This window comes from Kineococcus rhizosphaerae, assembly GCF_003002055.1.
Lineage (GTDB): Bacteria > Actinomycetota > Actinomycetes > Actinomycetales > Kineococcaceae > Kineococcus > Kineococcus rhizosphaerae.
The window spans coordinates 60843-85232 of record NZ_PVZF01000004.1 but is presented as its reverse complement, the minus strand read 5'-3'; the positions used below and the strand labels follow the sequence as shown (position 1 = coordinate 85232).

The 24390-nt window shown below is 70.9% G+C and carries 38 protein-coding genes; 37 read left to right on the top strand and 1 reads right to left on the bottom strand.

Annotation, left to right across the window (positions count from 1 at the left end; all coding sequences use genetic code 11):
* The first annotated feature begins 353 nt into the window (after positions 1-353).
* The 37 genes from rpsJ to CLV37_RS09400 all read left to right on the top strand — a co-directional run bounded on the left by rpsJ (position 354) and on the right by CLV37_RS09400 (position 23401).
* Complete coding sequence (gene rpsJ / locus CLV37_RS09580) at positions 354-662, top strand: 30S ribosomal protein S10 (RefSeq protein WP_012084982.1); 309 nt, start codon at positions 354-356, stop codon at positions 660-662.
* A 14-nt stretch (positions 663-676) separates the two neighbouring features.
* On the top strand, positions 677-1336 hold the full coding sequence (gene rplC, locus CLV37_RS09575) for a 50S ribosomal protein L3 (protein ID WP_106209630.1): 660 nt from the start codon (positions 677-679) through the stop codon (positions 1334-1336).
* Between the two features lie 2 nt (positions 1337-1338).
* Entirely contained in the window at positions 1339-2043 is a 705-nt protein-coding gene (rplD, locus tag CLV37_RS09570; protein WP_106209628.1) for a 50S ribosomal protein L4, read from the top strand.
* Between the two features lie 5 nt (positions 2044-2048).
* Entirely contained in the window at positions 2049-2351 is a 303-nt protein-coding gene (gene rplW, locus CLV37_RS09565) for a 50S ribosomal protein L23 (protein ID WP_106210140.1), read from the top strand.
* 58 nt (positions 2352-2409) lie between these two features.
* Entirely contained in the window at positions 2410-3246 is an 837-nt protein-coding gene (gene rplB / locus CLV37_RS09560; RefSeq protein WP_106209625.1) for a 50S ribosomal protein L2, read from the top strand.
* A gap of 15 nt (positions 3247-3261) precedes the next feature.
* Positions 3262-3543, top strand: coding sequence for a 30S ribosomal protein S19 (gene rpsS / locus CLV37_RS09555; RefSeq protein ID WP_106209623.1), 282 nt, complete (start codon positions 3262-3264; stop codon positions 3541-3543).
* Positions 3544-3599: 56 nt separating this feature from the next.
* Positions 3600-3980 (top strand): 50S ribosomal protein L22, encoded by a 381-nt coding sequence (gene rplV, locus CLV37_RS09550; protein WP_106209621.1) that lies wholly within the window; start codon positions 3600-3602, stop codon positions 3978-3980.
* The gene (gene rpsC / locus CLV37_RS09545) at positions 3980-4786 is read left to right on the top strand and encodes a 30S ribosomal protein S3 (protein WP_106209619.1); all 807 of its coding nucleotides are present in this window, start codon (positions 3980-3982) and stop codon (positions 4784-4786) included. Before rplV ends, rpsC begins: the two co-directional genes overlap by 1 nt.
* Before the next feature lie 3 nt (positions 4787-4789).
* On the top strand, positions 4790-5206 hold the full coding sequence (gene rplP, locus CLV37_RS09540) for a 50S ribosomal protein L16 (RefSeq protein ID WP_106209617.1): 417 nt from the start codon (positions 4790-4792) through the stop codon (positions 5204-5206).
* Positions 5206-5454 carry a 50S ribosomal protein L29 gene (gene rpmC, locus CLV37_RS09535; protein ID WP_106209615.1) on the top strand — a complete coding sequence of 83 codons (249 nt, stop codon included), beginning with the start codon at positions 5206-5208 and terminating at the stop codon, positions 5452-5454. The genes rplP and rpmC overlap by 1 nt, the downstream gene beginning before the upstream one ends.
* Positions 5451-5732, top strand: coding sequence for a 30S ribosomal protein S17 (gene rpsQ / locus CLV37_RS09530; protein ID WP_106209613.1), 282 nt, complete (start codon positions 5451-5453; stop codon positions 5730-5732). Before rpmC ends, rpsQ begins: the two co-directional genes overlap by 4 nt.
* A gap of 130 nt (positions 5733-5862) precedes the next feature.
* Positions 5863-6231: a 50S ribosomal protein L14 gene (rplN, locus tag CLV37_RS09525; RefSeq protein WP_012084971.1), complete on the top strand. Its 369-nt coding sequence runs from the start codon at positions 5863-5865 to the stop codon at positions 6229-6231.
* A 2-nt stretch (positions 6232-6233) separates the two neighbouring features.
* The gene (gene rplX, locus CLV37_RS09520) at positions 6234-6605 is read left to right on the top strand and encodes a 50S ribosomal protein L24 (protein WP_106209611.1); all 372 of its coding nucleotides are present in this window, start codon (positions 6234-6236) and stop codon (positions 6603-6605) included.
* Complete coding sequence (gene rplE, locus CLV37_RS09515; protein ID WP_106209609.1) at positions 6605-7174, top strand: 50S ribosomal protein L5; 570 nt, start codon at positions 6605-6607, stop codon at positions 7172-7174. Before rplX ends, rplE begins: the two co-directional genes overlap by 1 nt.
* A gap of 2 nt (positions 7175-7176) precedes the next feature.
* Positions 7177-7362, top strand: a complete 186-nt coding sequence (locus tag CLV37_RS09510) for a type Z 30S ribosomal protein S14 (protein WP_106209607.1) — start codon at positions 7177-7179, stop codon at positions 7360-7362.
* A gap of 94 nt (positions 7363-7456) precedes the next feature.
* Complete coding sequence (gene rpsH, locus CLV37_RS09505) at positions 7457-7855, top strand: 30S ribosomal protein S8 (protein ID WP_106209605.1); 399 nt, start codon at positions 7457-7459, stop codon at positions 7853-7855.
* A 13-nt stretch (positions 7856-7868) separates the two neighbouring features.
* Positions 7869-8408 (top strand): 50S ribosomal protein L6, encoded by a 540-nt coding sequence (rplF, locus tag CLV37_RS09500; protein ID WP_106209603.1) that lies wholly within the window; start codon positions 7869-7871, stop codon positions 8406-8408.
* Between the two features lie 2 nt (positions 8409-8410).
* Positions 8411-8788 (top strand): 50S ribosomal protein L18, encoded by a 378-nt coding sequence (rplR, locus tag CLV37_RS09495; RefSeq protein WP_106210138.1) that lies wholly within the window; start codon positions 8411-8413, stop codon positions 8786-8788.
* Positions 8789-8822: 34 nt separating this feature from the next.
* On the top strand, positions 8823-9488 hold the full coding sequence (rpsE, locus tag CLV37_RS09490) for a 30S ribosomal protein S5 (RefSeq protein ID WP_106209601.1): 666 nt from the start codon (positions 8823-8825) through the stop codon (positions 9486-9488).
* Entirely contained in the window at positions 9488-9670 is a 183-nt protein-coding gene (rpmD, locus tag CLV37_RS09485) for a 50S ribosomal protein L30 (protein ID WP_106209599.1), read from the top strand. Before rpsE ends, rpmD begins: the two co-directional genes overlap by 1 nt.
* Positions 9670-10128: a 50S ribosomal protein L15 gene (gene rplO, locus CLV37_RS09480; protein ID WP_106209596.1), complete on the top strand. Its 459-nt coding sequence runs from the start codon at positions 9670-9672 to the stop codon at positions 10126-10128. Before rpmD ends, rplO begins: the two co-directional genes overlap by 1 nt.
* Positions 10129-10325: 197 nt before the next feature.
* Positions 10326-11627 (top strand): preprotein translocase subunit SecY, encoded by a 1302-nt coding sequence (gene secY / locus CLV37_RS09475; protein ID WP_106209594.1) that lies wholly within the window; start codon positions 10326-10328, stop codon positions 11625-11627.
* Complete coding sequence (locus CLV37_RS09470; RefSeq protein ID WP_106209592.1) at positions 11624-12199, top strand: adenylate kinase; 576 nt, start codon at positions 11624-11626, stop codon at positions 12197-12199. The genes secY and CLV37_RS09470 overlap by 4 nt, the downstream gene beginning before the upstream one ends.
* Positions 12200-12211: 12 nt before the next feature.
* A complete protein-coding gene (map, locus tag CLV37_RS09465) occupies positions 12212-13024 on the top strand; it encodes a type I methionyl aminopeptidase (protein ID WP_106209590.1) in 813 nt (270 codons plus the stop codon).
* 180 nt (positions 13025-13204) lie between these two features.
* Positions 13205-13426 (top strand): translation initiation factor IF-1, encoded by a 222-nt coding sequence (gene infA / locus CLV37_RS09460; protein WP_012084955.1) that lies wholly within the window; start codon positions 13205-13207, stop codon positions 13424-13426.
* 61 nt (positions 13427-13487) lie between these two features.
* Complete coding sequence (gene rpmJ / locus CLV37_RS09455; RefSeq protein WP_106209588.1) at positions 13488-13601, top strand: 50S ribosomal protein L36; 114 nt, start codon at positions 13488-13490, stop codon at positions 13599-13601.
* Positions 13602-13764: 163 nt separating this feature from the next.
* Positions 13765-14145, top strand: coding sequence for a 30S ribosomal protein S13 (gene rpsM, locus CLV37_RS09450; RefSeq protein WP_106209586.1), 381 nt, complete (start codon positions 13765-13767; stop codon positions 14143-14145).
* 89 nt (positions 14146-14234) lie between these two features.
* Positions 14235-14642 (top strand): 30S ribosomal protein S11, encoded by a 408-nt coding sequence (gene rpsK, locus CLV37_RS09445; RefSeq protein ID WP_106209584.1) that lies wholly within the window; start codon positions 14235-14237, stop codon positions 14640-14642.
* Between the two features lie 142 nt (positions 14643-14784).
* A complete protein-coding gene (locus CLV37_RS09440) occupies positions 14785-15798 on the top strand; it encodes a DNA-directed RNA polymerase subunit alpha (protein WP_106210136.1) in 1014 nt (337 codons plus the stop codon).
* 60 nt (positions 15799-15858) lie between these two features.
* Positions 15859-16431, top strand: a complete 573-nt coding sequence (gene rplQ, locus CLV37_RS28990) for a 50S ribosomal protein L17 (protein ID WP_106209582.1) — start codon at positions 15859-15861, stop codon at positions 16429-16431.
* Positions 16428-17318: a tRNA pseudouridine synthase A gene (locus tag CLV37_RS09430; RefSeq protein WP_106209580.1), complete on the top strand. Its 891-nt coding sequence runs from the start codon at positions 16428-16430 to the stop codon at positions 17316-17318. The genes rplQ and CLV37_RS09430 overlap by 4 nt, the downstream gene beginning before the upstream one ends.
* A 144-nt stretch (positions 17319-17462) precedes the next feature.
* Positions 17463-17963, top strand: coding sequence for a SixA phosphatase family protein (locus CLV37_RS09425; RefSeq protein ID WP_170127150.1), 501 nt, complete (start codon positions 17463-17465; stop codon positions 17961-17963).
* Between the two features lie 25 nt (positions 17964-17988).
* Positions 17989-19686 (top strand): ABC-F family ATP-binding cassette domain-containing protein, encoded by a 1698-nt coding sequence (locus tag CLV37_RS09420; protein WP_106209576.1) that lies wholly within the window; start codon positions 17989-17991, stop codon positions 19684-19686.
* Between the two features lie 163 nt (positions 19687-19849).
* Positions 19850-20293, top strand: a complete 444-nt coding sequence (gene rplM / locus CLV37_RS09415; protein ID WP_106209574.1) for a 50S ribosomal protein L13 — start codon at positions 19850-19852, stop codon at positions 20291-20293.
* Between the two features lie 38 nt (positions 20294-20331).
* On the top strand, positions 20332-20832 hold the full coding sequence (gene rpsI / locus CLV37_RS09410; protein ID WP_425433616.1) for a 30S ribosomal protein S9: 501 nt from the start codon (positions 20332-20334) through the stop codon (positions 20830-20832).
* A gap of 105 nt (positions 20833-20937) precedes the next feature.
* Positions 20938-22302 (top strand): phosphoglucosamine mutase, encoded by a 1365-nt coding sequence (gene glmM, locus CLV37_RS09405; protein WP_106209572.1) that lies wholly within the window; start codon positions 20938-20940, stop codon positions 22300-22302.
* 25 nt (positions 22303-22327) lie between these two features.
* A complete protein-coding gene (locus CLV37_RS09400) occupies positions 22328-23401 on the top strand; it encodes a GNAT family N-acetyltransferase (protein WP_106209570.1) in 1074 nt (357 codons plus the stop codon).
* Here CLV37_RS09400 and coaA read toward each other — a convergent pair.
* The gene (gene coaA, locus CLV37_RS09395) at positions 23377-24366 is read right to left on the bottom strand and encodes a type I pantothenate kinase (RefSeq protein ID WP_245885334.1); all 990 of its coding nucleotides are present in this window, start codon (positions 24364-24366) and stop codon (positions 23377-23379) included. The two genes, CLV37_RS09400 and coaA, sit on opposite strands and share 25 nt — an antisense overlap.
* Positions 24367-24390: the final 24 nt, after the last annotated feature.

The following is a 24390-nucleotide window of genomic DNA, read 5'->3' as shown; positions in this document are numbered from 1 at the left end:
ACCGTCCGTACGCCCGCTGCTCGATTCGCCAAGCACCCGGTCCGTCTGGCAGACTGTCGGGGTTGCCGCGCCGCTGGACCGCGCCTGGATCACGATTCCACCCGATCCGGGGACCGGGCCAGACCACCGGAGCGGTGACCGCGAACGTCGAACGTCTCGTACGGGCGGCGGACGGTTCACCTGGACCTCCAGGGCAACCTGAACAGGACGACAGGACCACACCGGGCAACCGGGCGAGGGTGCAGAACGTGCGAGAGCGCGACACGCCCGACCTCGGGGGTCGGGGCTCCGACCGGAGCCTCGCGCCGCGCGCGAGTCAGTAGCGGTACGAAGAGAGAGAGTCAGACGACGCCATGGCGGGACAGAAGATCCGCATCAGGCTCAAGGCCTACGACCACGAGGTCATCGACAGTTCGGCGCGCAAGATCGTCGACACGGTGACCCGTACCGGTGCGTCGGTCGCAGGCCCCGTGCCGCTGCCGACCGAGAAGAACGTCTACTGCGTGATCCGCTCGCCGCACAAGTACAAGGACAGCCGCGAGCACTTCGAGATGCGGACGCACAAGCGTCTCATCGACATCATCGACCCGACCCCGAAGACCGTCGACTCGCTCATGCGTCTCGACCTCCCGGCCGGCGTCGACATCGAGATCAAGCTCTGAGGGATTCCAACACCATGAGCGACAGGCAAGTGCGAGGTGTGCTCGGCACCAAGCTCGGCATGACCCAGCTCTGGGACGCGGACAACCGCATCGTCCCGGTGACCGTGGTCAAGGTCGAGCCGAACGTCGTCACCCAGGTCCGCACCACTACCGCCGACGGCTACGAAGCCGTCCAGCTGGCCACCACGGCGATCGCGCAGCGCAAGGCGAACAAGCCCGCTGCCGGGCACTTCGCGAAGGCGAACGTCGCCCCCCGCCGTCACCTGGTGGAGCTGCGCACGACCGACGCCGGCTCCTACGAGCTCGGCCAGGAAGTCACCGCCGAGGTCTTCGAGACCGGCACGACGGTCGACGTCGTCGGGACCACCAAGGGCAAGGGCTTCGCCGGGGTCATGAAGCGTCACGGCTTCTCCGGCGTCGGCGCCTCCCACGGTGCGCACCGCAACCACCGCAAGCCCGGGTCGATCGGCGGCTGCGCCACCCCGGGTCGCGTGTTCAAGGGCATGCGGATGGCCGGGCGCATGGGTGCCGCCCGCCAGACCACCCAGAACCTGACCGTGCAGGCGATCGACGCGGAGAAGGGCCTGCTGCTCATCACGGGCGCGATCCCCGGTCCCCGCGGCGGCCTCGTGCTCGTCAAGAGCGCGTCCAAGGCGCGCGTGAAGGAGGCCTGAGTCTGATGTCGACCGAAACCCAGACCGAGGCGATCACCGTCCCGCTGCGCACCGCCGACGGCGGCACCAACGGCACCGTCGAGCTGCCGGCCAAGGACTTCGCCCGTCAGGCGAACATCGCGCTGATCCACCAGGTCGTGACCGCCCAGCTCGCGGCGGCCCGTCAGGGGACCCACTCGACCAAGCGTCGGGGTGAGGTCCGCGGTGGCGGCAAGAAGCCCTACAAGCAGAAGGGCACCGGCCGCGCCCGTCAGGGTTCGCTGCGCGCCCCGCAGTTCACCGGTGGTGGGATCGTGCACGGCCCCAAGCCGCGCGACTACTCCCAGCGGACCCCCAAGAAGATGATCGCCGCCGCCCTGCGCGGTGCGCTCTCCGACCGGGTGCGTCACGACCGCCTCCACGTCGTGGAGGGTCTCGCCGCCGGCGACGCCCCCTCGACCAAGACGGCGCGCACGCTGATCTCGGCCCTGTCCGGCCGCAAGAACGTGCTGGTCGTCCTGACCCGCGACGACGAGGTCTCGCAGAAGTCCCTGCGCAACCTCGACAACGTGCACGTCCTGCCGCAGGACCAGCTGAACACCTACGACGTGCTGAAGAGCGACGACGTCGTCTTCACCCGCGCGGCGCTCGACGCCTTCGTCGCGGGCCCGCCGAAGGGTCGCAGCGCGACCGCGGTGGCGGCCGAGTCCGAAGGGAACACCCTGTGAGCGCCATCGGCGGAACCCAGAAGGACCCGCGCGACATCCTGCTCGCGCCGGTCGTCTCCGAGAAGAGCTACGGGCTCATCGACGAGGGCAAGTACACCTTCCTGGTGGACCCGCGGGCCAACAAGACCGAGATCAAGATCGCGGTCGAGCAGGTCTTCGGCGTCAAGGTCTCCGCGGTGAACACCGCCAACCGTCAGGGCAAGAGCCGGCGCACCAAGTTCGGTACTGGTAAGCGCAAGGACACCAAGCGGGCCATCGTGACGTTGCGCGAGGGCACGATCGACATCTTCGGCGGCTCGGTCGCCTGAGCCCCACCAGGGCTCGCACGACTGCCGTAGACACCTTCGAACCCGAGGAATCGCTGCAATGGGAATCCGCAAGTACAAGCCGACGACGCCGGGCCGCCGTGGCTCGTCCGTCGCCGACTTCGTCGAGATCACGCGGAGCGAGCCGGAGAAGTCGCTCGTCCGTCCGCTGTCCAAGACCGGTGGCCGCAACTCGTCCGGCCGGATCACCACCCGTCACATCGGTGGTGGCCACAAGCGCGCGTACCGCGTGATCGACTTCCGTCGTCACGACAAGGACGGCGTCGTGGCCAAGGTCGCTCACATCGAGTACGACCCCAACCGCACCGCGCGCATCGCGCTGCTGCACTACCTGGACGGCGAGAAGCGCTACATCATCGCCCCCGCGAAGCTGAAGCAGGGCGACCGGATCGAGAACGGCCCCGAGGCCGACATCAAGCCCGGCAACAACCTGCCGCTGCGCAACATCCCGGTGGGTACGGTCATCCACGCCATCGAGATCAAGCCCGGTGGCGGCGCGAAGATCGCCCGTTCCGCGGGCGCGAGCGTCCAGCTCGTCGCCCGTGAGGGTCGTTTCGCCCAGCTGCGCATGCCGTCCGGCGAGATCCGCAACGTCGACGTCCGCTGCCGCGCCACCATCGGCGAGGTCGGCAACGCCGAGCAGTCCAACATCAACTGGGGCAAGGCCGGCCGCATGCGCTGGAAGGGCAAGCGCCCGACCGTCCGCGGTGTCGCCATGAACCCGATCGACCACCCGCACGGTGGTGGTGAGGGGAAGACGTCCGGTGGTCGTCACCCCGTCAGCCCCTGGGGTCAGCCTGAGGGCCGTACGCGGCGTCCGGGCAAGGAGAGCGACAAGCTCATCGTCCGTCGCCGCCGCACCGGCAAGAAGCGCTGATAGGGAGCTAAGGCAATGCCTCGCAGCTTGAAGAAGGGCCCGTTCGTCGACGACCACCTCCAGAAGAAGGTGGACGCCCAGAACGAGGCCAACACGCACAACGTCATCAAGACGTGGTCCCGCCGTTCGGTCATCACCCCGGACTTCCTGGGTCACACGTTCGCGGTGCACGACGGCCGCAAGCACGTCCCCGTCTTCGTCACCGAGGCGATGGTGGGGCACAAGCTCGGCGAGTTCGCCGCCACGCGGACGTTCAAGGGCCACGAGAAGGACGACCGCAAGGGTCGTCGCCGCTGAGCCACCGGCTCACGCGACACAACCTTTCGAGACCGAAACCAGGAAGCAGGACAGGGATGGAAGCCAAGGCGCAGACGCGGCACCTCCGCGTCACGCCCCAGAAGGCGCGCCGAGTCGTCGACCTCGTCCGGGGCAAGCAGGCCACTGAAGCCGTCGCCGTGCTCTCGTTCGCCCCGCAGGCGGCGGCCGAGCCCGTGCGCAAGCTCGTCGAGAGCGCCATCGCGAATGCGAAGTTCCTCGCGGACAAGCACTCCGAGGCGTTCGACCCGAACGACTACGTCGTCAAGGCGATCCACGTCGACGAAGGTCCGACCATGAAGCGCTTCCGTCCGCGGGCCCAGGGCCGCGCCGGACGGATCCTGAAGCGCACGAGCCACATCACGGTGGTCGTGGCTCCCGCCGTCGCCGGCGCCAAGAAGACGAGGAGGACCCGCTGATGGGACAGAAGGTCAACCCCTTCGGGTTCCGACTGGGCATCACCACCGACCACCGCAGCCGGTGGTTCGCCGACTCCACCAAGACCGGTCAGCGCTACGCCGACTACGTCAAGGAGGACGTCGCGATCCGTCGCCTCATGTCCAAGGGCATGGAGCGCGCGGGCATCTCGAAGGTCGAGATCGAGCGCACCCGTGACCGCGTGCGTGTGGACATCCACACCGCGCGCCCGGGCATCGTGATCGGCCGTCGCGGTGCGGAGGCCGACCGCATCCGCACCGAGCTCGAGAAGCTCACGGGCAAGCAGGTCCAGCTGAACATCCTCGAGGTCAAGAGCCCCGAGACCGACGCCCAGCTGGTCGCCCAGGGCATCGCCGAGCAGCTCGCGAGCCGCGTCTCGTTCCGTCGCGCCATGCGCAAGGGGATGCAGACGACCATGCGCTCGGGGGCCAAGGGCATCCGTGTCGCGTGCGCCGGCCGCCTCGGCGGTGCGGAGATGTCGCGCTCGGAGTTCTACCGCGAGGGTCGCGTTCCGCTGCACACGCTGCGCGCGAACATCGACTACGGCTTCTACGAGGCCCGCACGACCTTCGGCCGCATCGGCGTGAAGGTCTGGATCTACCACGGCGACGTCACCAGCCGTGAGCTCGCCCAGTCGCAGGCCGCCGCTCCGCGCGCCCCGCGTCGTGGTGAGCGCGGCGACCGCCCCGACCGCGGGGCCCGCCGCACCCGTCCCACCACCGACGCCGCGCCCGCGGCCGCTCCGGCGGCTGCTGCAGCGCCGGCGGCAACCGGATCGGAGGCCTGAGTCGTGCTGATCCCGCGTCGAGTCAAGCACCGCAAGCAGCACCACCCCACGCGGCGTGGTGCGGCCTCCGGCGGCACCCGCGTCACCTTCGGTGAGTACGGGATCCAGGCCGTCGAGGGTGGCTACGTCACCAACCGGCAGATCGAGTCCGCTCGTATCGCCATCACGCGTCACATCCGTCGTGGCGGCAAGGTCTGGATCAACATCTACCCGGACCGCCCCCTCACGAAGAAGCCTGCCGAGACCCGCATGGGTTCCGGCAAGGGTTCGCCGGAGTGGTGGATCGCGAACATCAAGCCGGGTCGCGTGATGTTCGAACTGTCGTTCCCGACCGAGAAGATCGCGCACGAGGCCCTGACCCGTGCGATCCACAAGCTTCCGGTCAAGTGCAAGATCGTGCGTCGCGAGGGTGGTGAATGATGGCGATCGGGACCAAGGGCCTGGGCGCTGACGAGCTCCGCGAGTTCGACGACACGAAGCTCGTCGAGGAGTTGAAGAAGGCGAAGGAAGAGCTGTTCAACCTGCGCTTCCAGTCCGCCACCGGCCAGCTGGAGAACAACTCCCGGCTGAAGGCCGTCAAGCGGGACATCGCCCGCATCTACACGACGATGCGCGAGCGCGAGCTCGGCATCACCGAGGCGCCGATCACGAAGGAGGCTGCGAAGTGAGCGAGCAGGAGACCGCCGCGACCACCGAGCGCGGCTACCGCAAGACGCGTCGCGGTTACGTCGTCAGCGACAAGATGCAGAAGACCGTCGTCGTCGAGGTCGAGGACCGCGTGAAGCACCCGCTCTACGCCAAGGTCATCCGCCGCACGACCAAGGTCAAGGCGCACGACGAGGTCGAGACGGCCGGTGTGGGCGACCTCGTCCTCATCGCCGAGACCCGGCCGCTGTCGGCGACCAAGCGCTGGCGCGTCGTCGAGGTCCTCGAACGCGCGAAGTGATGCGCGCGCTCTCGGGCGCGTTCGACCGAGGGTGGGCCGCAGGTGCGGCCCACCCCCAGATTCCATGTCCGTTCGGCCAGGCTCGCCCCCTCACGGGTGGACGAGAACCGGCGCGACGAAGGAGTAGAGAGTGATCCAGCAGGAGTCGCGGCTCAAGGTCGCCGACAACACGGGTGCCAAGGAAATCCTGTGCATCCGCGTTCTCGGTGGCTCCGGCCGCCGCTACGCCGGCATCGGTGACGTGATCGTGGCCACGGTCAAGGACGCCATCCCCGGTGGGAACGTCAAGAAGGGCGATGTGGTCAAGGCCGTCATCGTCCGCACCAAGAAGGAGCGTCGGCGCGCCGACGGTTCCTACATCCGTTTCGACGAGAACGCCGCGGTGATCCTCCGCGCGGACGGTGACCCCCGCGGTACCCGCATCTTCGGGCCCGTCGGTCGTGAACTGCGCGAGAAGAAGTTCATGCGGATCATCTCGCTGGCTCCGGAGGTGCTCTGACCATGGCGAAGTTGCGCATCAAGAAGGGTGACCTCGTGCAGGTCATCACCCGCGTGCGCGGGCGCAAGAACGAGGACGGCACCAAGACGTCCGACCTCGGCAAGCAGGGCAAGGTGCTCGAGGTGAACGCCGAGACGCAGCGCGTCCTGGTCGAGGGTGTGAACCGCATCAAGCGCCACACCAAGGCCCGTCCCGGTGTGGAGGGCGGCATCGTCGAGCGCGAGGCCCCGATCCACATCAGCAACGTGCAGCTCGTCGACCCGGAGACCAAGAAGCCGACCCGCGTCGGCATCCGCGAGGAGAAGGTCGAGCGCGACGGTCGCACCAAGACCAACCGCATCCGCGTCGCCAAGCGTTCCGGCAAGGACATCTGATGACCACCACCACTGAAGCGCGCGCCCTTCCGCGTCTGAAGCAGCGCTACCGCGACGAGATCAAGGGTGAGCTGAACACCCAGTTCTCCTACCCGAACGTCATGCAGATCCCCGGCCTGGTCAAGGTCGTGGTGAACATGGGTGTCGGCGAGGCCGCTCGCGACTCGAAGCTGATCGACGGCGCCGTCCGCGACCTCACGGCCATCACCGGTCAGAAGCCGCAGATCACCAAGGCCCGCAAGTCCATCGCCCAGTTCAAGCTGCGCGAGGGCATGCCGATCGGCTGCCACACCACCCTGCGCGGGGACCGGATGTGGGAGTTCCTGGACCGTCTGCTGTCGCTGGCGCTCCCGCGCATCCGCGACTTCCGCGGTCTGTCGCCGAAGCAGTTCGACGGCAACGGCAACTACACCTTCGGTCTCAACGAGCAGTCCATGTTCCACGAGATCGACCAGGACCGGATCGACCGCGTCCGCGGCATGGACATCACGGTCGTGACGACGGCGAAGACCGACGACGAAGGCCGTGCGCTGCTGCGTGCTCTGGGCTTCCCGTTCAAGGAGAACTGACCGTGGCGAAGACCTCCCTGATCCACAAGGCCGCGCGCAAGCCGAAGTTCAAGGTGCGCGCCTACACCCGCTGCCAGCGTTGCGGTCGCCCGCACGCCGTGTACCGCAAGTTCGGCCTGTGCCGCATCTGCGTGCGCGACATGGCGCACCGCGGCGAGCTGCCCGGTGTGACCAAGTCCAGCTGGTGACCTCTTTCTTCACGACCCTGATGACCAAGACGCCGAAGGTCCGCACCGCGCTCCGCGGTGGGGAAACCCCGGCGAGGAAGGGCGGACGAGCCCGATGACGATGACCGACCCCATCGCGGACATGCTGACGCGTCTGCGGAACGCCAACTCGGCGTACCACGACAGCGTCTCCATGCCGTACAGCAAGCTGAAGTCCCACATCGCCGAGATCCTCCAGGAGCAGGGCTACATCGCCTCCTGGACGGTCGAGGACGCCGAGGTGGGCAAGAAGCTGACGCTGAACCTGAAGTTCGGCCCCAACCGCGAGCGTGCGATCGCCGGCCTGCGCCGCGTGAGCAAGCCGGGTCTGCGGGTCTACGCGAAGTCGACGAACCTGCCCCGCGTGCTGGGCGGCCTGGGCGTGGCGATCCTGTCCACCTCCTCGGGTCTCCTGACCGACAAGCAGGCCAACAAGAGAGGCGTGGGTGGGGAAGTCCTCGCCTACGTCTGGTGAGGGAGGAGAACTCATGTCGCGCATCGGTCGACTCCCGATCTCCGTCCCCGCGGGCGTGGACGTGACCATCGACGGCTCCGCCGTCACGGTCAAGGGCCCCAAGGGCGAGCTGAACCACACCGTCGCTTCGCCCATCGCGGTGGAGCGCACCGAGGAGGGGACCCTCCAGGTCACCCGTCCCGACGACGAGCGCACCTCGCGCTCGCTGCACGGCCTCACCCGCACGCTGATCTCGAACATGGTCGAGGGCGTCACCAAGGGCTACGAAAAGAAGCTCGAGATCGTCGGCACGGGCTACCGCGTCACGGCCAAGGGCTCCGACCTCGAGTTCGCCCTCGGTTTCAGCCACCCGGTCGTCATCAAGGCGCCGACCGGCATCACCTTCGCGGTGGAGAGCAACACCAAGTTCTCCGTCGCCGGGATCGACAAGCAGCAGGTCGGCGAGGTCGCTGCGAACATCCGCAAGCTCCGCAAGCCCGACCCGTACAAGGGCAAGGGCGTGCGCTACGCCGGCGAGCAGATCCGCCGCAAGGTCGGAAAGGCTGGTAAGTGACGATGGGACTCTCCACCCAGAAGACCCAGAAGGGCACTGCGCCTGCGCGCAAGCGCCGTCACACCCGTGTGCGCAAGAAGGTCGTCGGCACCGCCGTGCGTCCTCGTCTCGTGGTCACGCGGTCCACGCGCCACGTCTTCGTCCAGGTCATCGACGACGCCGCGGGTCACACCCTCGCGTCGGCCTCGACCATGGAGGCGGACCTGCGCGCCAGCAGCGACGACAAGTCGGCCAAGGCCAAGGCCGTCGGCGTCCTCGTCGGCGAGCGGGCCAAGGCGGCCGGCATCGAGGCCGTGGTCTTCGACCGCGGTGGCAACCGGTACGCCGGGCGCGTCGCGGCGATCGCCGACGGCGCCCGTGAGGCGGGCCTGGCCCTGTGATGACCCACGAAGTCGATGAGATGAGGAACGTCTGATGCCTGGACCCCAGCGCCGAGGCGCCGGTGCGGCCGGCGGCGGCGACAACCGCGGCGGCGGCGACAACCGCAACGACAACCGCGGCGGCGGGCGTGGCGGTCGCGACGGCGGCCGCGACAACCGTGGACGGGGCGACGCGGGCGACCGCGGCAACTTCGTCGAGCGCGTCGTGACCATCAACCGCGTCGCCAAGGTCGTCAAGGGCGGTCGTCGCTTCAGCTTCACGGCCCTCGTGGTCGTGGGCGACGGCGACGGCACCGTCGGTGTCGGCTACGGCAAGGCCAAGGAAGTCCCCGCGGCCATCGCCAAGGGTGTCGAGGAGGCGAAGAAGAACTTCTTCCGCGTCCCGCGCATCCAGGGCACCATCCCGCACCCCATCCAGGGTGAGAAGGCGGCCGGCGTGGTCATGCTGCGCCCGGCCTCCCCGGGTACCGGTGTGATCGCCGGTGGTCCGGTCCGCGCCGTGCTCGAGTGCGCGGGTGTCCACGACGTCCTGTCGAAGTCCCTCGGCAGCGACAACGCGATCAACATCGTGCACGCGACGATCGAGGCCCTGCGCGGCCTCGAGCGTCCCGAGCAGGTGGCGGCGCGCCGTGGCCTGGCGGTCGAGGACGTGGCGCCGGTGGCGCTCCTGCGCGCCCAGGCGGCGGGGGTGGCCTCCTGATGGCACGCCTGAAGATCACGCAGACCAAGTCCGGCATCGGCGGCAAGCAGAACCAGCGCGACACGCTCCGCAGCCTCGGGCTCCACAAGATCGGGCAGTCGGTCGTCAAGGACGACAAGCCCGAGTTCCGTGGCATGGCCAACACCGTCGCGCACCTCGTGACCGTGGAGGAGGTCGACTGATGCCCAACCAGGGTGAGCACGTCCTGAAGCTGCACCACCTGCGCCCCGCCCCGGGGTCGAACACGGCGAAGACCCGTGTCGGCCGCGGTGAGGGCAGCAAGGGCAAGACCGCCGGTCGCGGCACCAAGGGTTCCAAGGCCCGCTACCAGGTGCCCGAGGCCTTCGAGGGCGGCCAGATGCCCCTGCACATGCGCCTGCCGAAGCTGCGCGGGTTCAAGAACCCGTTCCGCGTCGAGTTCCAGGTCGTCAACCTCGACAAGCTCGGGACCCTCTTCCCCGAGGGCGGCACCGTGGGTGTCGACGAGCTCGTCGCCAAGGGCGCGGTCCGCAAGGGCCAGCCCGTCAAGGTGCTCGGCACCGGTGAGATCACCGTGGCCCTGCAGGTGACGGCCGACAAGTTCTCGACCTCGGCGGCCGAGAAGATCGCGGCTGCGGGCGGTTCGACGACCGTCCGCTGACCCAGCGAGACGCACTGCCCACGCGGCGGTAGCGGCGAGTGATCGCCCGCTACCGCCGCGTGTGCGTTTGCGGGGAGGTAGGGTCTACCAGGGCTCCCCAGCCCTTGCACGTTTTCCTTCGTTCGGCTCAACCGTCCGACCAGTCAGTGACGAACCCGTCTCCTCCTCGACAGGGGAGTGCGGTGCAGGAGGTCGTAGTGCTCACAGCGATCGGTCGCGCCTTCCGGACGCCCGACCTGCGCCGCAAGCTGCTCTTCACGATCGGGATCATCGTCCTGGTGCGGTTGGGCTCCTTCGTGCCCGCGCCGGGGGTGTCCTACTCCGCCGTGCAGCAGTGCATCGACGTGGCCCAGAAGGGCAACGACCTGCTGGGCCTGGCCAACCTCTTCTCCGGCGGCGCGCTGCTCCAGCTGAGCATCTTCGCGCTCGGGATCATGCCGTACATCACGGCGAGCATCATCATCCAGCTGCTCACGGTGGTCATCCCGCGCTTCGAGGACCTCAAGAAGGAGGGTCAGCAGGGCACCACCAAGCTGACCCAGTACACGCGGTACCTCACGATCGGCCTGGCGGTCCTGCAGTCGACCACCTACGTGACGATCGCCCGTGAGCCCTCCCGGCTCTTCGGGACCTCCTGCACCGCCGCCGTCCTGCCCGACCAGAGCATCACCACCATCCTGCTCATGGTGCTGACCATGACCGCCGGCACCGGGCTGATCATGTGGCTGGGTGAGCTCGTCACCGAGCGCGGCGTCGGCAACGGCATGTCGCTGCTGATCTTCGCCCAGATCGCGGCGACCTTCCCGACGTCGCTGCTGGCCATCGGCCGCGAGCGCGGCTGGCTGACCTTCGCCGGCGTCATCGTCATCGGTCTCGTGGTGGTCGCCGCCGTCGTGGCGGTCGAGCAGTCCCAGCGCCGGGTGCCCGTCCAGTACGCCAAGCGCATGATCGGGCGGCGCATGTACGGGGGCACGTCCACGTACATCCCGCTGAAGGTCAACATGGCCGGGGTCATCCCCGTGATCTTCGCCTCGTCGCTGCTGTACCTGCCGGCCCTGGTGGCGCAGTTCAACGACTCCAACTCGGCCTGGGTGGCCTGGATCAACGACCACCTGGTCAAGGGCGACCACCCGATCTACATGGCCGCCTACTTCCTGCTCATCATCTTCTTCGCGTACTTCTACGTCGCGATCACGTTCAACCCGGACGAGGTCGCCGAGAACATGCGCAAGTACGGTGGCTTCATCCCCGGGGTCCGGGCGGGGCGGCCGACCGCGGAGTACCTCGACTACATCCTCACGCGCATCACCCTGCCAGGATCCCTGTACCTGGGGCTCATCTCGCTGCTCCCGCTGATCGCCTTCGTGCTCTTCAACGCGAACACGAACTTCCCCTTCGGCGGCACCTCGATCCTGATCATCGTCGGGGTCGGGCTGGAGACCGTGAAGCAGATCGAGTCCCAGCTCCAGCAGCGAAACTACGAAGGGTTCTTGCGATGACACGTCTCGTCCTGCTCGGTCCGCCCGGCGCGGGCAAGGGCACCCAGGCCAAGCTCCTGTCCGCCCGCCTCGGCGTCCCCGCCATCTCCACCGGCGACATCTTCCGCGCGAACGTGGCGGAGCAGACCGAGCTGGGCCAGACGGTCAAGGAGTACCTGGACGCCGGCAAGTACGTGCCGGACACCGTGACCAACGCGATGGTCCGCGACCGCCTCCAGCAGCCGGACGCGGCCGAGGGCTTCATCCTCGACGGCTACCCGCGCACGACCGACCAGGTCCGCGAGCTCGACGACATGCTGGGCGAGGCCGGCGCCAAGCTCGAGCACGTCCTGGAGATCACTGCGGACACCGACGAGCTGGTGCGCCGCCTCGCCGGCCGTGCCGCCGACCAGGGCCGCTCGGACGACACCGAGGACGTCATCCGCACCCGCCAGCAGGTCTACCTGGACCAGACGGCCCCGCTCGTGGAGGTCTACGCCGAGCGCGGGCTGCTGCGCTCGGTGGACGGTCTCGGCGAGATCGCCGCGGTCACCGACCGCCTGCTCGCCGCGCTCGACCTCCCGCACGCCTGAGGCGGCCCGCTCGTGTTCGGACGGGAACGGGTCGAGTACAAGACACCCGAGCAGGTGCGCGCCATGCGCGCGGCGGGGCTGCTGACGCACGCGGCCCTGGAGAGCGTGCGCGCGGCCCTGCGCCCGGGGATCGCGCTGGAGGAGCTGGACGCGATCGGCGCGGAGGTCATCCGCGCCGGGGGCGGGACCTCGAACTTCCTCGGCTACCACGGCTACCCGAAGACCTTCTGCATCTCGGTCAACGAGGTCGTCGTCCACGGCATCCCGGGGGACCGGGTGCTGGCCGAGGGTGACGTCGTCTCCGTCGACGGCGGCTGCGTCGTCGACGGCTGGCACGGGGACTCGGCCTTCACCGAGATCGTCGGGGAGCCGAAGGACGCCGGTGACGTCGACCTCGTCGAGATCACCCGCAAGGCCATGTGGGCCGGCATCGCGGCCCTGGACGCCCGCGGCCGGGTGGGGGACGTCGGCGCCGCCGTGGAGGACGCCGTGGACGGCCGCCTGGGGATCGTGGACGGCTACACCGGTCACGGCATCGGCACGGCCATGCACATGGCGCCCGAGGTCCTGAACTACCGCGTGCGCGAGAAGGGGCCGAAGGTCAAGCCCGGCCTCGTGCTCGCCATCGAGCCGATGTGCACGCGCGGGGGGATCGAGACCGACACCCTCGCCGACGACTGGACGGTCGTGACGTCCGACGGCACCCGGGCCGCGCACTGGGAGCACACCGTCGCGGTCCTCGACGAGGGCCTGTGGGTGCTGACGGCGCCCGACGGGGGAGCGGCCGAGCTCGCCGCGTTCGGCGTGACGGTCCCCTCGGAGTAGGCCCGGCCCGCTCCGCCCGCGTCTTCGGTTGCGCCGCAACCCACCCCGACGGCATGATCGCTCGATTTCGTCATCGGCACGCCGTCGCGTAAGCTTGACCGTCGGTCCGCCATGCCTCCTGTCGGGACTTCCGGAGGAGGCCACCGGGCTTCAACAGACACTTGATGAAAAGCGGAGGACATGCCGAAGAAGGACGGCGTCATCGAGATCGAAGGCACCGTGATCGAGGCCCTGCCGAACGCGATGTTCCGCGTGGAGCTCAGCAACGGTCACAAGGTGCTCGCCCACATCTCCGGGAAGATGCGGCAGCACTACATCCGCATCCTCCCCGAGGACCGGGTCGTGGTCGAACTCAGCCCCTACGACCTGTCCCGCGGGCGCATCGTCTACCGCTACAAGTGACCACCCACTGGCCGCCGGCCCCTCCCGTGCGCGGGGCGGGTTCTGCACGACCGGAGACACGATGAAGGTCAAGCCGAGCGTCAAGAAGATCTGCGACAAGTGCAAGGTGATCCGCCGTCACGGCCGGGTCATGATCATCTGCGACAACCTGCGCCACAAGCAGCGCCAGGGCTGACGCAGGGGTCCGCACCCCCGCAGCTCCACCGAAGGACGCACCACCCATTCGCAGGACCCGCCAGCACCGCTGGTGACACCCCCGGTCGGAGGCCGGGGACCCGCTCGAGACGGCGGGACCGGTCCTGCGGCAGACCTCCGCGACAGAAGAGGGACCATCCCGCATGGCACGTCTCGTCGGCGTCGACCTCCCCCGCGAGAAGCGGCTGGAGATCGCGCTCACGTACATCTACGGCGTCGGTCGTACCCGCGCCCAGGAGACCCTGGCCGCGACGGGCGTGAGCCCGGACGTCCGGGTCCGCGACCTCTCCGAGGACGACCTGGTCGCCCTGCGCGACCACATCGAGGGCAACTACCGCGTCGAGGGTGACCTCCGCCGCGAGGTGGCCGCCGACATCCGCCGCAAGGTGGAGATCGGCACCTACCAGGGCCTGCGGCACCGTCGCGGCCTGCCCGTGCGCGGGCAGCGCACCAAGACCAACGCGCGCACCCGCAAGGGCCCCAAGCGCACCGTGGCCGGCAAGAAGAAGGCCGGTCGCAAGTAAGCAGTGCGCGGTCCTGACCGGGCCGCCTCGCGAACCCACCGGTTCGCCCTCGAAGCCACTCGTCGCAGTCCACCAGGAGTCCGGAGAGCATGCCTCCCAAGAGCCGTCAGGCCACGGCGACGCGCAAGCCGCGTCGCAAGGAGAAGAAGAACGTCGCGCACGGCCACGCGCACATCAAGTCGACGTTCAACAACACGATCGTCTCGATCACCGACCCGACGGGCGCGGTCATCGCGTGGGCGTCGGCCGGTCAGGTCGGGTTCAAGGGGTCCCGCAAGTCGACCCCGTTCGCCGCGCAGATGGCCGCCGAGGCGGCCGCGCGTCGTGCGCAGGAGCACGGCATGCGCAAGGTCGACGTCTTCGTCAAGGGCCCGGGTTCGGGCCGCGAGACCGCGATCCGCTCCCTGCAGGCCACGGGCCTCGAGGTCGGCGCGATCCAGGACGTCACCCCCAGCCCGCACAACGGCTGCCGTCCGCCCAAGCGTCGGCGCGTCTGACGAAGGTGTCGTCCCGGGCCCACCCGCCCGGGACGACGCCTGATCGGACCAGTTCTCTGATCGAGTCAGACCCCGTCGGTGGACCGATGCTGACGGGCGTGCGGGGCGTCATATGGCGGACGCCCGCGGGAAGGAAACCTCCGTGCTGATCGCACAGCGCCCCACCCTCACCGAGGACGTCGTCGACGAGTACCGCTCGCGCTTCGTCATCGAACCCCTCGAACCCGGTTTCGGGTACACGCTCGGCAACTCGCTGCGCCGGACCCTGCTGTCGTCCATCCCGGGCGCGGCGGTCACCAGCCTGCGGATCGACGGCGTGCTCCACGAGTTCACGTCCGTGCCGGGCGTGAAGGAGGACGTCACCGAGATCGTCCTCAACGTCAAGAACCTCGTCGTCTCCTCCGAGCACGACGAACCCGTCGTGATGTACCTGCGCAAGCAGGGCCCGGGCGCGGTCACCGCGGCCGACATCGCCCCGCCGGCCGGGGTCGAGGTCCACAACCCCGACCTGCACATCGCGACGCTCAACGGCAAGGGCAAGCTCGAGCTGGAGCTGACGGTCGAACGCGGCCGCGGCTACGTCTCGGCCGCGCAGAACAAGTCCGGCGAGCAGGAGATCGGCCGCATCCCGGTCGACTCGATCTACTCCCCGGTCCTGAAGGTGACGTACAAGGTCGAGGCGACCCGCGTCGAGCAGCGGACGGACTTCGACCGCCTCGTCGTGGACGTGGAGACCAAACACGCCATCTCCCCGCGCGACGCCGTCGCCTCCGCCGGCAAGACCCTGGTCGAGCTGTTCGGCCTGGCGCGCGAGCTCAACGTCGAGGCCGAGGGCATCGACATGGGCCCCTCGCCGACCGACGCCGCGCTGGCGGCCGACCTCGCGCTCGAGATCGAGGCGCTGGACCTGACGGTCCGCTCCTACAACTGCCTCAAGCGCGAGGGCATCCACTCCGTCGGCGAACTGGTCTCGCGCAGCGAGGCCGACCTGCTCGACATCCGCAACTTCGGGCAGAAGTCCATCGACGAGGTCAAGGCCAAGCTGGTCGGCATGGGCCTGCACCTCAAGGACTCCCCGCCCGGGTTCGACCCGAGCGCCGTCGTCAACGACTTCGAGGACGACGACCAGTCGTTCGCCGAGGACGAGCAGCTCTGACCACCCGCAGCCCCCGCCTCCGCTGACGCGGGGCAGGGGCACATCCGAGGAGACAACACAATGCCCACCCCCACCAAGGGTCCGCGGCTCGGCGGCGGGCCGGCCCACGAGAAGCTCATCCTCGCCAACCTGGCGACGCAGCTCTTCGAACACCGCAGCATCACCACGACGGAGGCCAAGGCCAAGCGCCTGCGTCCGCACGCGGAGAAGCTCATCTCCATCGCCAAGAAGGGTGACCTGGCCTCCCGCCGCCAGGTCATGAAGACCGTGCGCGACAAGTCCGTCGTGCACTTCCTCTTCACGGAGATCGCCCCGGCGATGGCCGAGCGCAACGGTGGCTACACGCGCATCGTCAAGATCGGTCCCCGCAAGGGCGACAACGCCCCCATGGCCGTGATCCAGCTCGTCATGGAGCCGGTCAGCGCCAAGCAGGGCGTCGTCCGCGAGGCCGAGCAGGCCACCGCCGCGACCGCTGCGGCCGAGCAGGCCCCGGTCGAGGAGACCGCGACCACCGAGGAGACCCCGGCCGCCGAGGCGACCGAGGAGACCCCCGCCGAGGACACCACCTCGGACGCGGTCGAGGTCGACGCCGCCGAGGCCGACCCCTCGGACGAGAAGAAGGACCAGGCCTGAGCGCCTCCCGTCCCACCGACGAGCCCGTCCTCCCCACCGGGGAGGGCGGGCTCGTCCGCGTCCGCCTCGACCTCGGCTACGACGGGACCGCGTTCTCCGGCTGGGCCGAGCAGCCCGGTCTGCGCACCGTCCAGGGCGAGCTGACCGCCGCGCTGGGGCGCGTCCTGCGCCTGGACCCCCCGCCGCGCCTGACGGTGGCCGGCCGCACCGACGCCGGGGTCCACGCCAGCGGCCAGGTGGCCCACGTCGACGTCCCCGAGGCCCTCTGGCGGGCCCTGCCGGGCCGGTCCGACGCCCCGCCCCCGGTGGCGCTCCTGCGGCGCCTGGCGGGCGTCCTGGCCCCCGACGTCCGGGTCCACGGCGCCGCCCCCGCCCCGGCCGGTTTCGACGCCCGCTTCGGCGCCCTGCGCCGCCGCTACGCCTACCGGGTCAGCGACGACCCCGCGGGGGTGCCGCCCCTGCGCCGCTTCGACGTCCTGCACCACCGCCGCCCGCTCGACGTGCAGGCGATGGACCTCGCCGCGCGCAGCCTCGTGGGGCTGCGGGAGTTCGCGGCGTTCTGCCGGCCCCGCGAGGGCGCCACGACGGTCCGCACGCTGCTGGCCTACTCCTGGCGCCGCGACGACGACGGCCTGCTCGTGGCCGACGTCCAGGCCGACGCGTTCTGCCACTCCATGGTCCGCGCCCTCGTTGGGGCGGCCCTCGCCGTCGGCGACGGCCGGCGCGACGTGGACTGGCCGAGGCTCGTGCAGGACGGCGGCGTGCGCGACCCCGGGGTCGTGGTCGTCGGTCCGCACGGGCTGACCCTCGAGGAGGTCGTCTACCCCGCCGACGCCGACCTGGCCGCCCGCGTCGAGCAGTCCCGCGCCGTCCGCACCCTGCCCTGACCCTGCTTCCCACCCGCCCCGGTCCCGCTGGAGGCACACCTCCCGCCCGCCCGGGGGACCCGGGAGGGCGGGAGGTGTGCCTTCGGCCGGACGGGGGAGGGGCGGTTCGGCCCGGCGGCGGTCCGTGGGGCAGTCTTGGGGACCGTGCCCACGCTCGTCGTCGTCCGCCACGCGAAAGCGGACTCGCCCGTCGGACTGCAGGACATCGCCCGCCCCCTGGCCGAGCGCGGCAGGGCCGACGCCGTCGAGGCGGGCCGGTGGCTGGCCGAGAACGTCGGGGGGTGCGACCTGCTGCTGACCTCCCCGGCCCGGCGCACGGAGGAGACCACCGCGCGGCTCCTCGACGGCTGGGGCGCCACCCCCGTCGTCGTGGACGAGGAGCGCCTCTACGAGGCCTCCCTGGGGGACCTGCTGCGCATCGTGCGCGGCCTGGACACCGAGACCGCCGACGCCACGGTCGTCCTGGTCGCCCACAACCCGGGCGCGAGCGCCCTGGTCGAGTCCCTCACGGGGGAGGTCGCGCAGCTGCGCACGTCCGGCATCGCCGTCCTGGACGTCGAGGGCGAGTGGGCCGACGTCGACTCCACCAGCGCCTCGCTGCGCGTCCTGCACACCGCCCGCGCGGAAACCGGGGGCGAGGAGTAGCCCGCGCACGGCAGACTGGCCCCCCGTGGCTGGAACCAACGGTGGGCACGTCGACGTCTCGGGGCTGTCCCACGAGCTGCCCGACGGGCGCCCCCTGCTGAACGAGATCGCCTTCCGGGTCGCCGACGGGCGCACGACCGCCCTCGTCGGCCCCAACGGGACGGGCAAGACGACGCTGCTGCGGCTCATCGCCGGCGACGAGCCGGTCCAGGAGGGGGCGGTCGCCCGCAGCGGCGGGCTCGGCGTCATGCGCCAGTTCGTGGGCTCGGTGCGCGACGAGACGACCGTCGCGGACCTGCTGGCCTCGGTGGCCCCCGAGCCGCTGCGCAAGGCCTTCCTCGCCGTCGAGGAGGCCGAGACGGCGATGATCGAGCAGGACTCCGAGCGCTCCCAGCTGCGCTACGCCCAGGCCCTGGCCGACTTCGGCGACGCCGGCGGCTACGAGCAGGAGGTCGTCTGGGACGAGTGCACGCACGCCGCCCTGGGGGTGTCCTTCGACTCCTGCCGGCACCGCCTGGTGCGGACCCTGTCCGGCGGGGAGCAGAAGCGCCTGGTCCTGGAGGCCCTGCTGCGCGGGCCCGAGGGCGTCCTGCTGCTCGACGAGCCCGACAACTACCTCGACGTCCCGGGCAAGCGCTGGCTGGAGGAGCAGCTGCGGGCCACGTCCAAGTCGGTGCTGCTCGTCAGCCACGACCGCGAGCTGCTGGCGGCGGCCGCCGACCGGATCGTGACGCTGGAGCCGGGGGCGCTGGGCGCGGTCGCCTGGACGCACGGCGGTTCGTTCGCCGACTACGGCGCCGCCCGGCAGGCCCGCGGCGAACGCCTCGAGGAGCTGCGCCGGCGCTGGGACGAGGAACGCGTCAAGCTGCGGACCCTCGTGGTCACCCTGCGGGAGAAGTCGAAGTTCAACGACGGCATGGCCTCGCGCTACGCCGCCGCCCAGACCCGGCTGGCCAAGTTCGAGGAGGCCGGCCCGCCGCAGGCCCCGCCCGCGGCCCAGGACGTGCGGATGCGGTTGCGCGGGGGGCGGACCGGCAAGCGGGCCGTCGTGGTGGAGGGCCTGGAGCTGACGGGCCTGATGGAACCCTTCGACGCCGAGCTGTGGCTGGGGGACCGGGTCGCCGTCCTGGGGGCCAACGGGTCCGGCAAGTCGCACTTCCTGCGGCTGCTGGCCGCCGGCGGCACCGACCCCGACCGCGAGCACCTGCCCGTCGACGAGCACGTGCCCGACCCCGTGCGGCACACCGGGTCCGTGCGGCTGGGCGCGCGCGTGCGGCCGGGCTGGTTCGCCCAGACCCACGAGCAGCCCGCGCTGGTGGGCCGCACGCTGCTCGACGTCCTGCACCGGGGCAACTCCCACCGCGACGGGCTGGACCGCGAGGCCGCGGGACGGGCCCTGGACCGCTACGGGCTGTCCGCGGCCGCCGAGCAGCTGTTCGAGCACCTGTCCGGGGGGCAGCAGGCGCGCCTGCAGATCCTGCTCCTGGAGCTGTCCGGGGCGACCCTGCTGCTCCTGGACGAGCCCACCGACAACCTCGACCTGCACTCGGCGGAGGCGCTGGAGCAGGCGCTGGAGGCGTTCGAGGGCACGGTCGTGGCCGTGACCCACGACCGGTGGTTCGCGCGCGGCTTCGACCGGTTCCTGCTCTTCGGTGAGGACGGGCGGGTGGTCGAGACGCCGGAGCCGGTGTGGGACGTCACCCGCGTCGAGCGGGTGCGCTGACCCGGTCCCGCCGCCGTTTTGACCCACCCGGCGACCGGCGGGTAACGTCAGGGGTCGTTGTGCCCACGCAGTGCCTCCCGAACACGTGCCGGATTCTCCCGGCGCCGGAGGACTCGAGCGCGGGCCCAGTCCGCAATTCGTCTCGAGGAGATGGGCAACCCCCGTGCGCACGTTCACCCCGAAGCCGGGCGACATCGACCGCCGCTGGCTCGTCATCGACGCGGAGGACGTCGTTCTGGGCCGTCTGGCCGTCCAGGCCGCGACCCTCCTGCGAGGCAAGCACAAGGCGACGTTCGCCCCGCACGTCGACGGTGGCGACTACGTCATCATCGTCAACGCCTCCAAGGTGGCCCTGACCGGCTCCAAGCGCGAGCAGAAGGTCGCCTACCGCCACTCGGGCTACCCGGGCGGCCTCAAGGCCACCTCCTACGTCGAGCTGCTCGACAAGAACCCGGAGAAGGCCGTCGAGAAGGCCATCCGCGGCATGATCCCCAAGAACGCCCTCGGCCGTCAGGTCCTGAGCAAGCTCAAGGTCTACGCCGGCCCGGAGCACCCGCACGGCGCGCAGCAGCCCGTGCCCTTCACGATCACCCAGGTCGCGCAGTGAGCCGCGGCACCCACACGGCGAACTGAACGAGGAGCATCGTGAGCGAGTACACGACTGAAGACGTCGTCGAGGACATCACCGAGACCGACGAGTTCGACGGGTCCTACACGTCGGAATCGTCCGCCCCGGCCACCGGCGGCAACAGCATCATCGCCCCCGGCGGGGCCACCGGCCGCCGCAAGGAGGCCGTCGCCCGCGTCCGCATCGTCCCCGGCTCCGGCCAGTGGAAGATCAACGGCCGCGACCTGGACGACTACTTCCCGAACAAGGTGCACCAGCAGCTCGTCAACGAGCCGTTCCGCGTCACCGCGCTCGAGGGTTCGTTCGACGTCATCGCCCGCATCCACGGCGGTGGCTCCTCCGGCCAGGCCGGTGCGCTGCGCCTGGGCGTGGCCCGCGCGCTGAACGCCGTGGACCTCGAGGCGAACCGCCCGTCCCTGAAGAAGGCCGGCTTCCTGACCCGCGACCCGCGCGCCATCGAGCGCAAGAAGGCCGGTCTGAAGAAGGCCCGCAAGGCGCCGCAGTTCAGCAAGCGCTGATCCAGCGCACCGCAGCGAGTACCGTCACGACGGCCCCGGGACACCTCCCGGGGCCGTCGTGGTGTCTGGGGCCGGGTTCGGCCGAGTGGGGGAGAGGAACACAGGGTGGGGCGGCTGTTCGGGACCGACGGGGTGCGGGGGCTGGCGAACGTCGACCTGACCGCCGAGATGGCGTTGGGGCTGGCCGCTGCCGCGGCGACCGTCCTCGACGGCGGGGGCGCAGCGGCGCGGCCGCGGGCCCTGGTCGCCCGTGACCCGCGCGCCTCGGGGGAGTTCCTGACCGCGGCGGTCGTGGCCGGCCTGGCCAGTTCGGGGGTCGACGTCCTCCACCTGGGGGTGGTGCCGACCCCGGCCCTGGCCCACCTGGTCGCGACCTCCGGCGCGGACTTCGGCGTGATGCTGTCCGCCTCGCACAACGCCATGCCGGACAACGGGCTGAAGATCTTCGCCCGGGGCGGCACGAAGCTGCCCGACGACGTCGAGGACCGCATCGAGGCCGCGTTCGGCGCCCGCGACGCGCGCCGGCCCACGGGAGCCGGGGTCGGGCGGCTGCACGCCGGGCCGGACGTCGAGCAGGACGCCCAGGACACCTACGTCGAGCACCTGCTGTCGACGCTGCCGGGCGGACCGGGGTCGCTGAAGGGCCTGCACGTCGTCGTCGACTGCGCCAACGGCGCGGCCAGCGCGATCTCCCCGCGCGTCCTGCGGGAGGCGGGCGCCCGGGTGACGACGCTGTACGCGGCCCCCGACGGCCTGAACATCAACGACGGCTGCGGGTCGACCCACCTCGGCCCGGTCAGCGCGGCGGTCGTGACGCACGGCGCCGACGTCGGCATCGCCCACGACGGCGACGCCGACCGGTGCCTGGCGGTGGACGCCGCGGGCGACACCGTCGACGGCGACCAGATCATGGCCGTCCTCGCCCTGGGTCTGCGTGAGCGCGGTCAGCTCGTCGAGGACACCCTGGTCGCCACCGTCATGAGCAACCTCGGGCTCAAGCTCGCCATGCAGCGCGAGGGCGTGACGGTGGTCGAGACGGGCGTCGGGGACCGCTACGTCCTGGAGGCGCTGAACGCCGGGCGCTGGAGCATCGGCGGCGAGCAGAGCGGCCACGTCGTCCTGCCAGCGCACGCGACCACGGGCGACGGCGTCCTGACGGGTCTGCAGCTCCTGGCCCGGATGGCCGAGACGGGCCGCGGCCTGGCCGACCTCGCCGGCGTCGTCGAGCGGCTGCCGCAGGTGCTCGTCAACGTGCGCGGGGTCGACAAGTCCCGCGCGGGCAGCGACGAGGACCTCCTGGCGGCCGTCGCCGACGCCGAGCGCGAGCTGGGCGAGACCGGCCGGGTCCTGCTGCGCCCCAGCGGGACCGAACCGCTCGTGCGGGTCATGGTCGAGGCCGCCCACACCGAGCACGCGCAGGCCGTGGCCGACCGGCTGGCCGGGGTCGTCCTCAAACGACTGGCGCTGTGACGGGCGGTTCTGCCTGACTGGTCCGGTGGAGTTCACCGGCACCACCAACGCCGCACCCGACCGCCGCGACTGGGCGCGGCGGTGGTTCGACCCCTGGTACGACGTCCTCGCCGCGGGCGAGGCGGTCGGCCGGGACGACCCCTCGACGTGGCGGCGGGGTGAGCTGCGGGCGGCGCTGGAGCGGGGCAGCACCGAGCAGCTCAGGCACCACGTCCTGGCCCTGGAGCACGGCGAACCCGTCGCGGTCGCCGAGGTCGAGCTCTACCTGCGGGACAACACCCACGTCGCGTGGGTGAACGTCGTCGTGCACCCCGCCCACCGGCGCCGCGGCGTCGGCACGGCCCTGCTCTCGCACGCGCTGGACGTGGTCGCGGCGGCGGGGCGCACGTCGGTGCGCGTCAGCGTCGACCGGCCGGCGGCCGTGGACGAGACCCGCTGGCCGGGGTCGGTCGCCGCGCGCCGCCGGGGGTTCATCCGGGGCCAGCTGGCGGCGCGCCGGCAGCTGCCGCTGCCGGTCCCCCCGACGAGGCTGGCCGCCCTGGAGTCCGACGCCCGCGCGCACGCCGCGGGGTACGCGGTCCGCAGCTGGGCGGGACCGGTCCCCGAGGAGGACCTGGAGGCGCTGGCGCGGCTGAACGCCCGCATGAGCACCGACGTGCCCCGGGACGACCTCACCGTCGAACCGGAGGTGTGGGACGGCGCCCGCGTCCGCGAGGTCGAGGCCGAGCGGGCCGCGCAGGGCCGCCGCCAGTGGGTCGCGGTGGCCGCCGACGGTGGTGGGCAGCTCGTGGCGTACACGGTGCTCGTCGTCTCCGACGACGAGCCCGAGCGGCTGATCCAGCTGGACACCCTCGTCGTCGCGGAGCACCGCGGGCACCGGCTGGGAACGCTCGTGAAACTGGAGTGCCTGCGCCGGGCGGTCGCCGACCACCCCGCCGCGCAACGGGTCTCGACGTGGAACGCGGTGTCGAACGCGCCGATGGTGGCCGTCAACGAGGCCATGGGTTTCGTGCTCGACGAGTTCATCGAGGAGCTCGAGGCACCGCTCGCGGCGGTCCGCCGGACGCTGCCGGATCAGACCTTGCGCAGTCGCACCTGACGCACCGAGTGGTCAGCGCCCTTCTGCAGGACGCACGTCGCCCGTCCCCGCGTCGGCAGGACGTTCTCGGCGAGGTTGGGGCCGTTGATGTCGTTCCAGATGCGCCGCGCGCGGGCCACGGCCTCGTCGTCGGTGAGGGCGGCGTACCGGTGGAAGTAGGACTGCGGCTTGGAGAACGCGGTGCGGCGCAGTTCGAGGAACCGGTCGACGTACCAGCTCCGCACGTCCTCGCTGCGCGCGTCGACGTACAGGGAGAAGTCGAAGTAGTCGCTGACGGCGACGCCCTGGGTGCCGTCGGCGCGCACCCGCGCGGGCTGCAGCACGTTGAGCCCCTCGACGATGAGCACGTCCGGCCGGCTCACGCGGACGTGCTCGTCCGGCACGATGTCGTAGACGAGGTGGGAGTAGACCGGGGCGTGGACCTCGGGAGCCCCGGACTTCACGGCCGCGAGGAACCGCAGCAGCGCACGGCGGTCGTAGCTCTCCGGGAAACCCTTGCGGTGCAGGATGCCGCGTCGTTCCAGCTCGGCGTTCGGCAGCAGGAAGCCGTCGGTGGTGACGAGTTCGACGCGCGGGGTCTCGGGCCAGTGCGAGAGCAGCTCGCGCAGCACGCGCGCCGTCGTGGACTTGCCCACGGCCACCGACCCGGCGATGCCGATGACGAACGGGGTGCGCTGCACCGACTCCCCGAGGAACGTCGACGTCGCGGCGTGCAGCGACCCGGCGGAGCGGTCGTAGAGGGTCAGCAGCCGCGACAGGGGCAGGTAGACCTCCTCGACCTCGCGCAGGTCGACGCGGTCGCCCAGGCCCCGCAGGCGGGCGACGTCCTCGGCCGTCAGGGTCAGGGGGGTGTTGGCCCGCAGCGCGCTCCAGTGCGCCCGGTCGAGCACCACGTAGGGGGTGGGGGTGTGCGCCGGCCCCACCGTCGCCGCGGACGGGGGGGTGGTGGTCGTGCCCGAGCTCACCGGCGAGAGGCTACCGGGTGACGG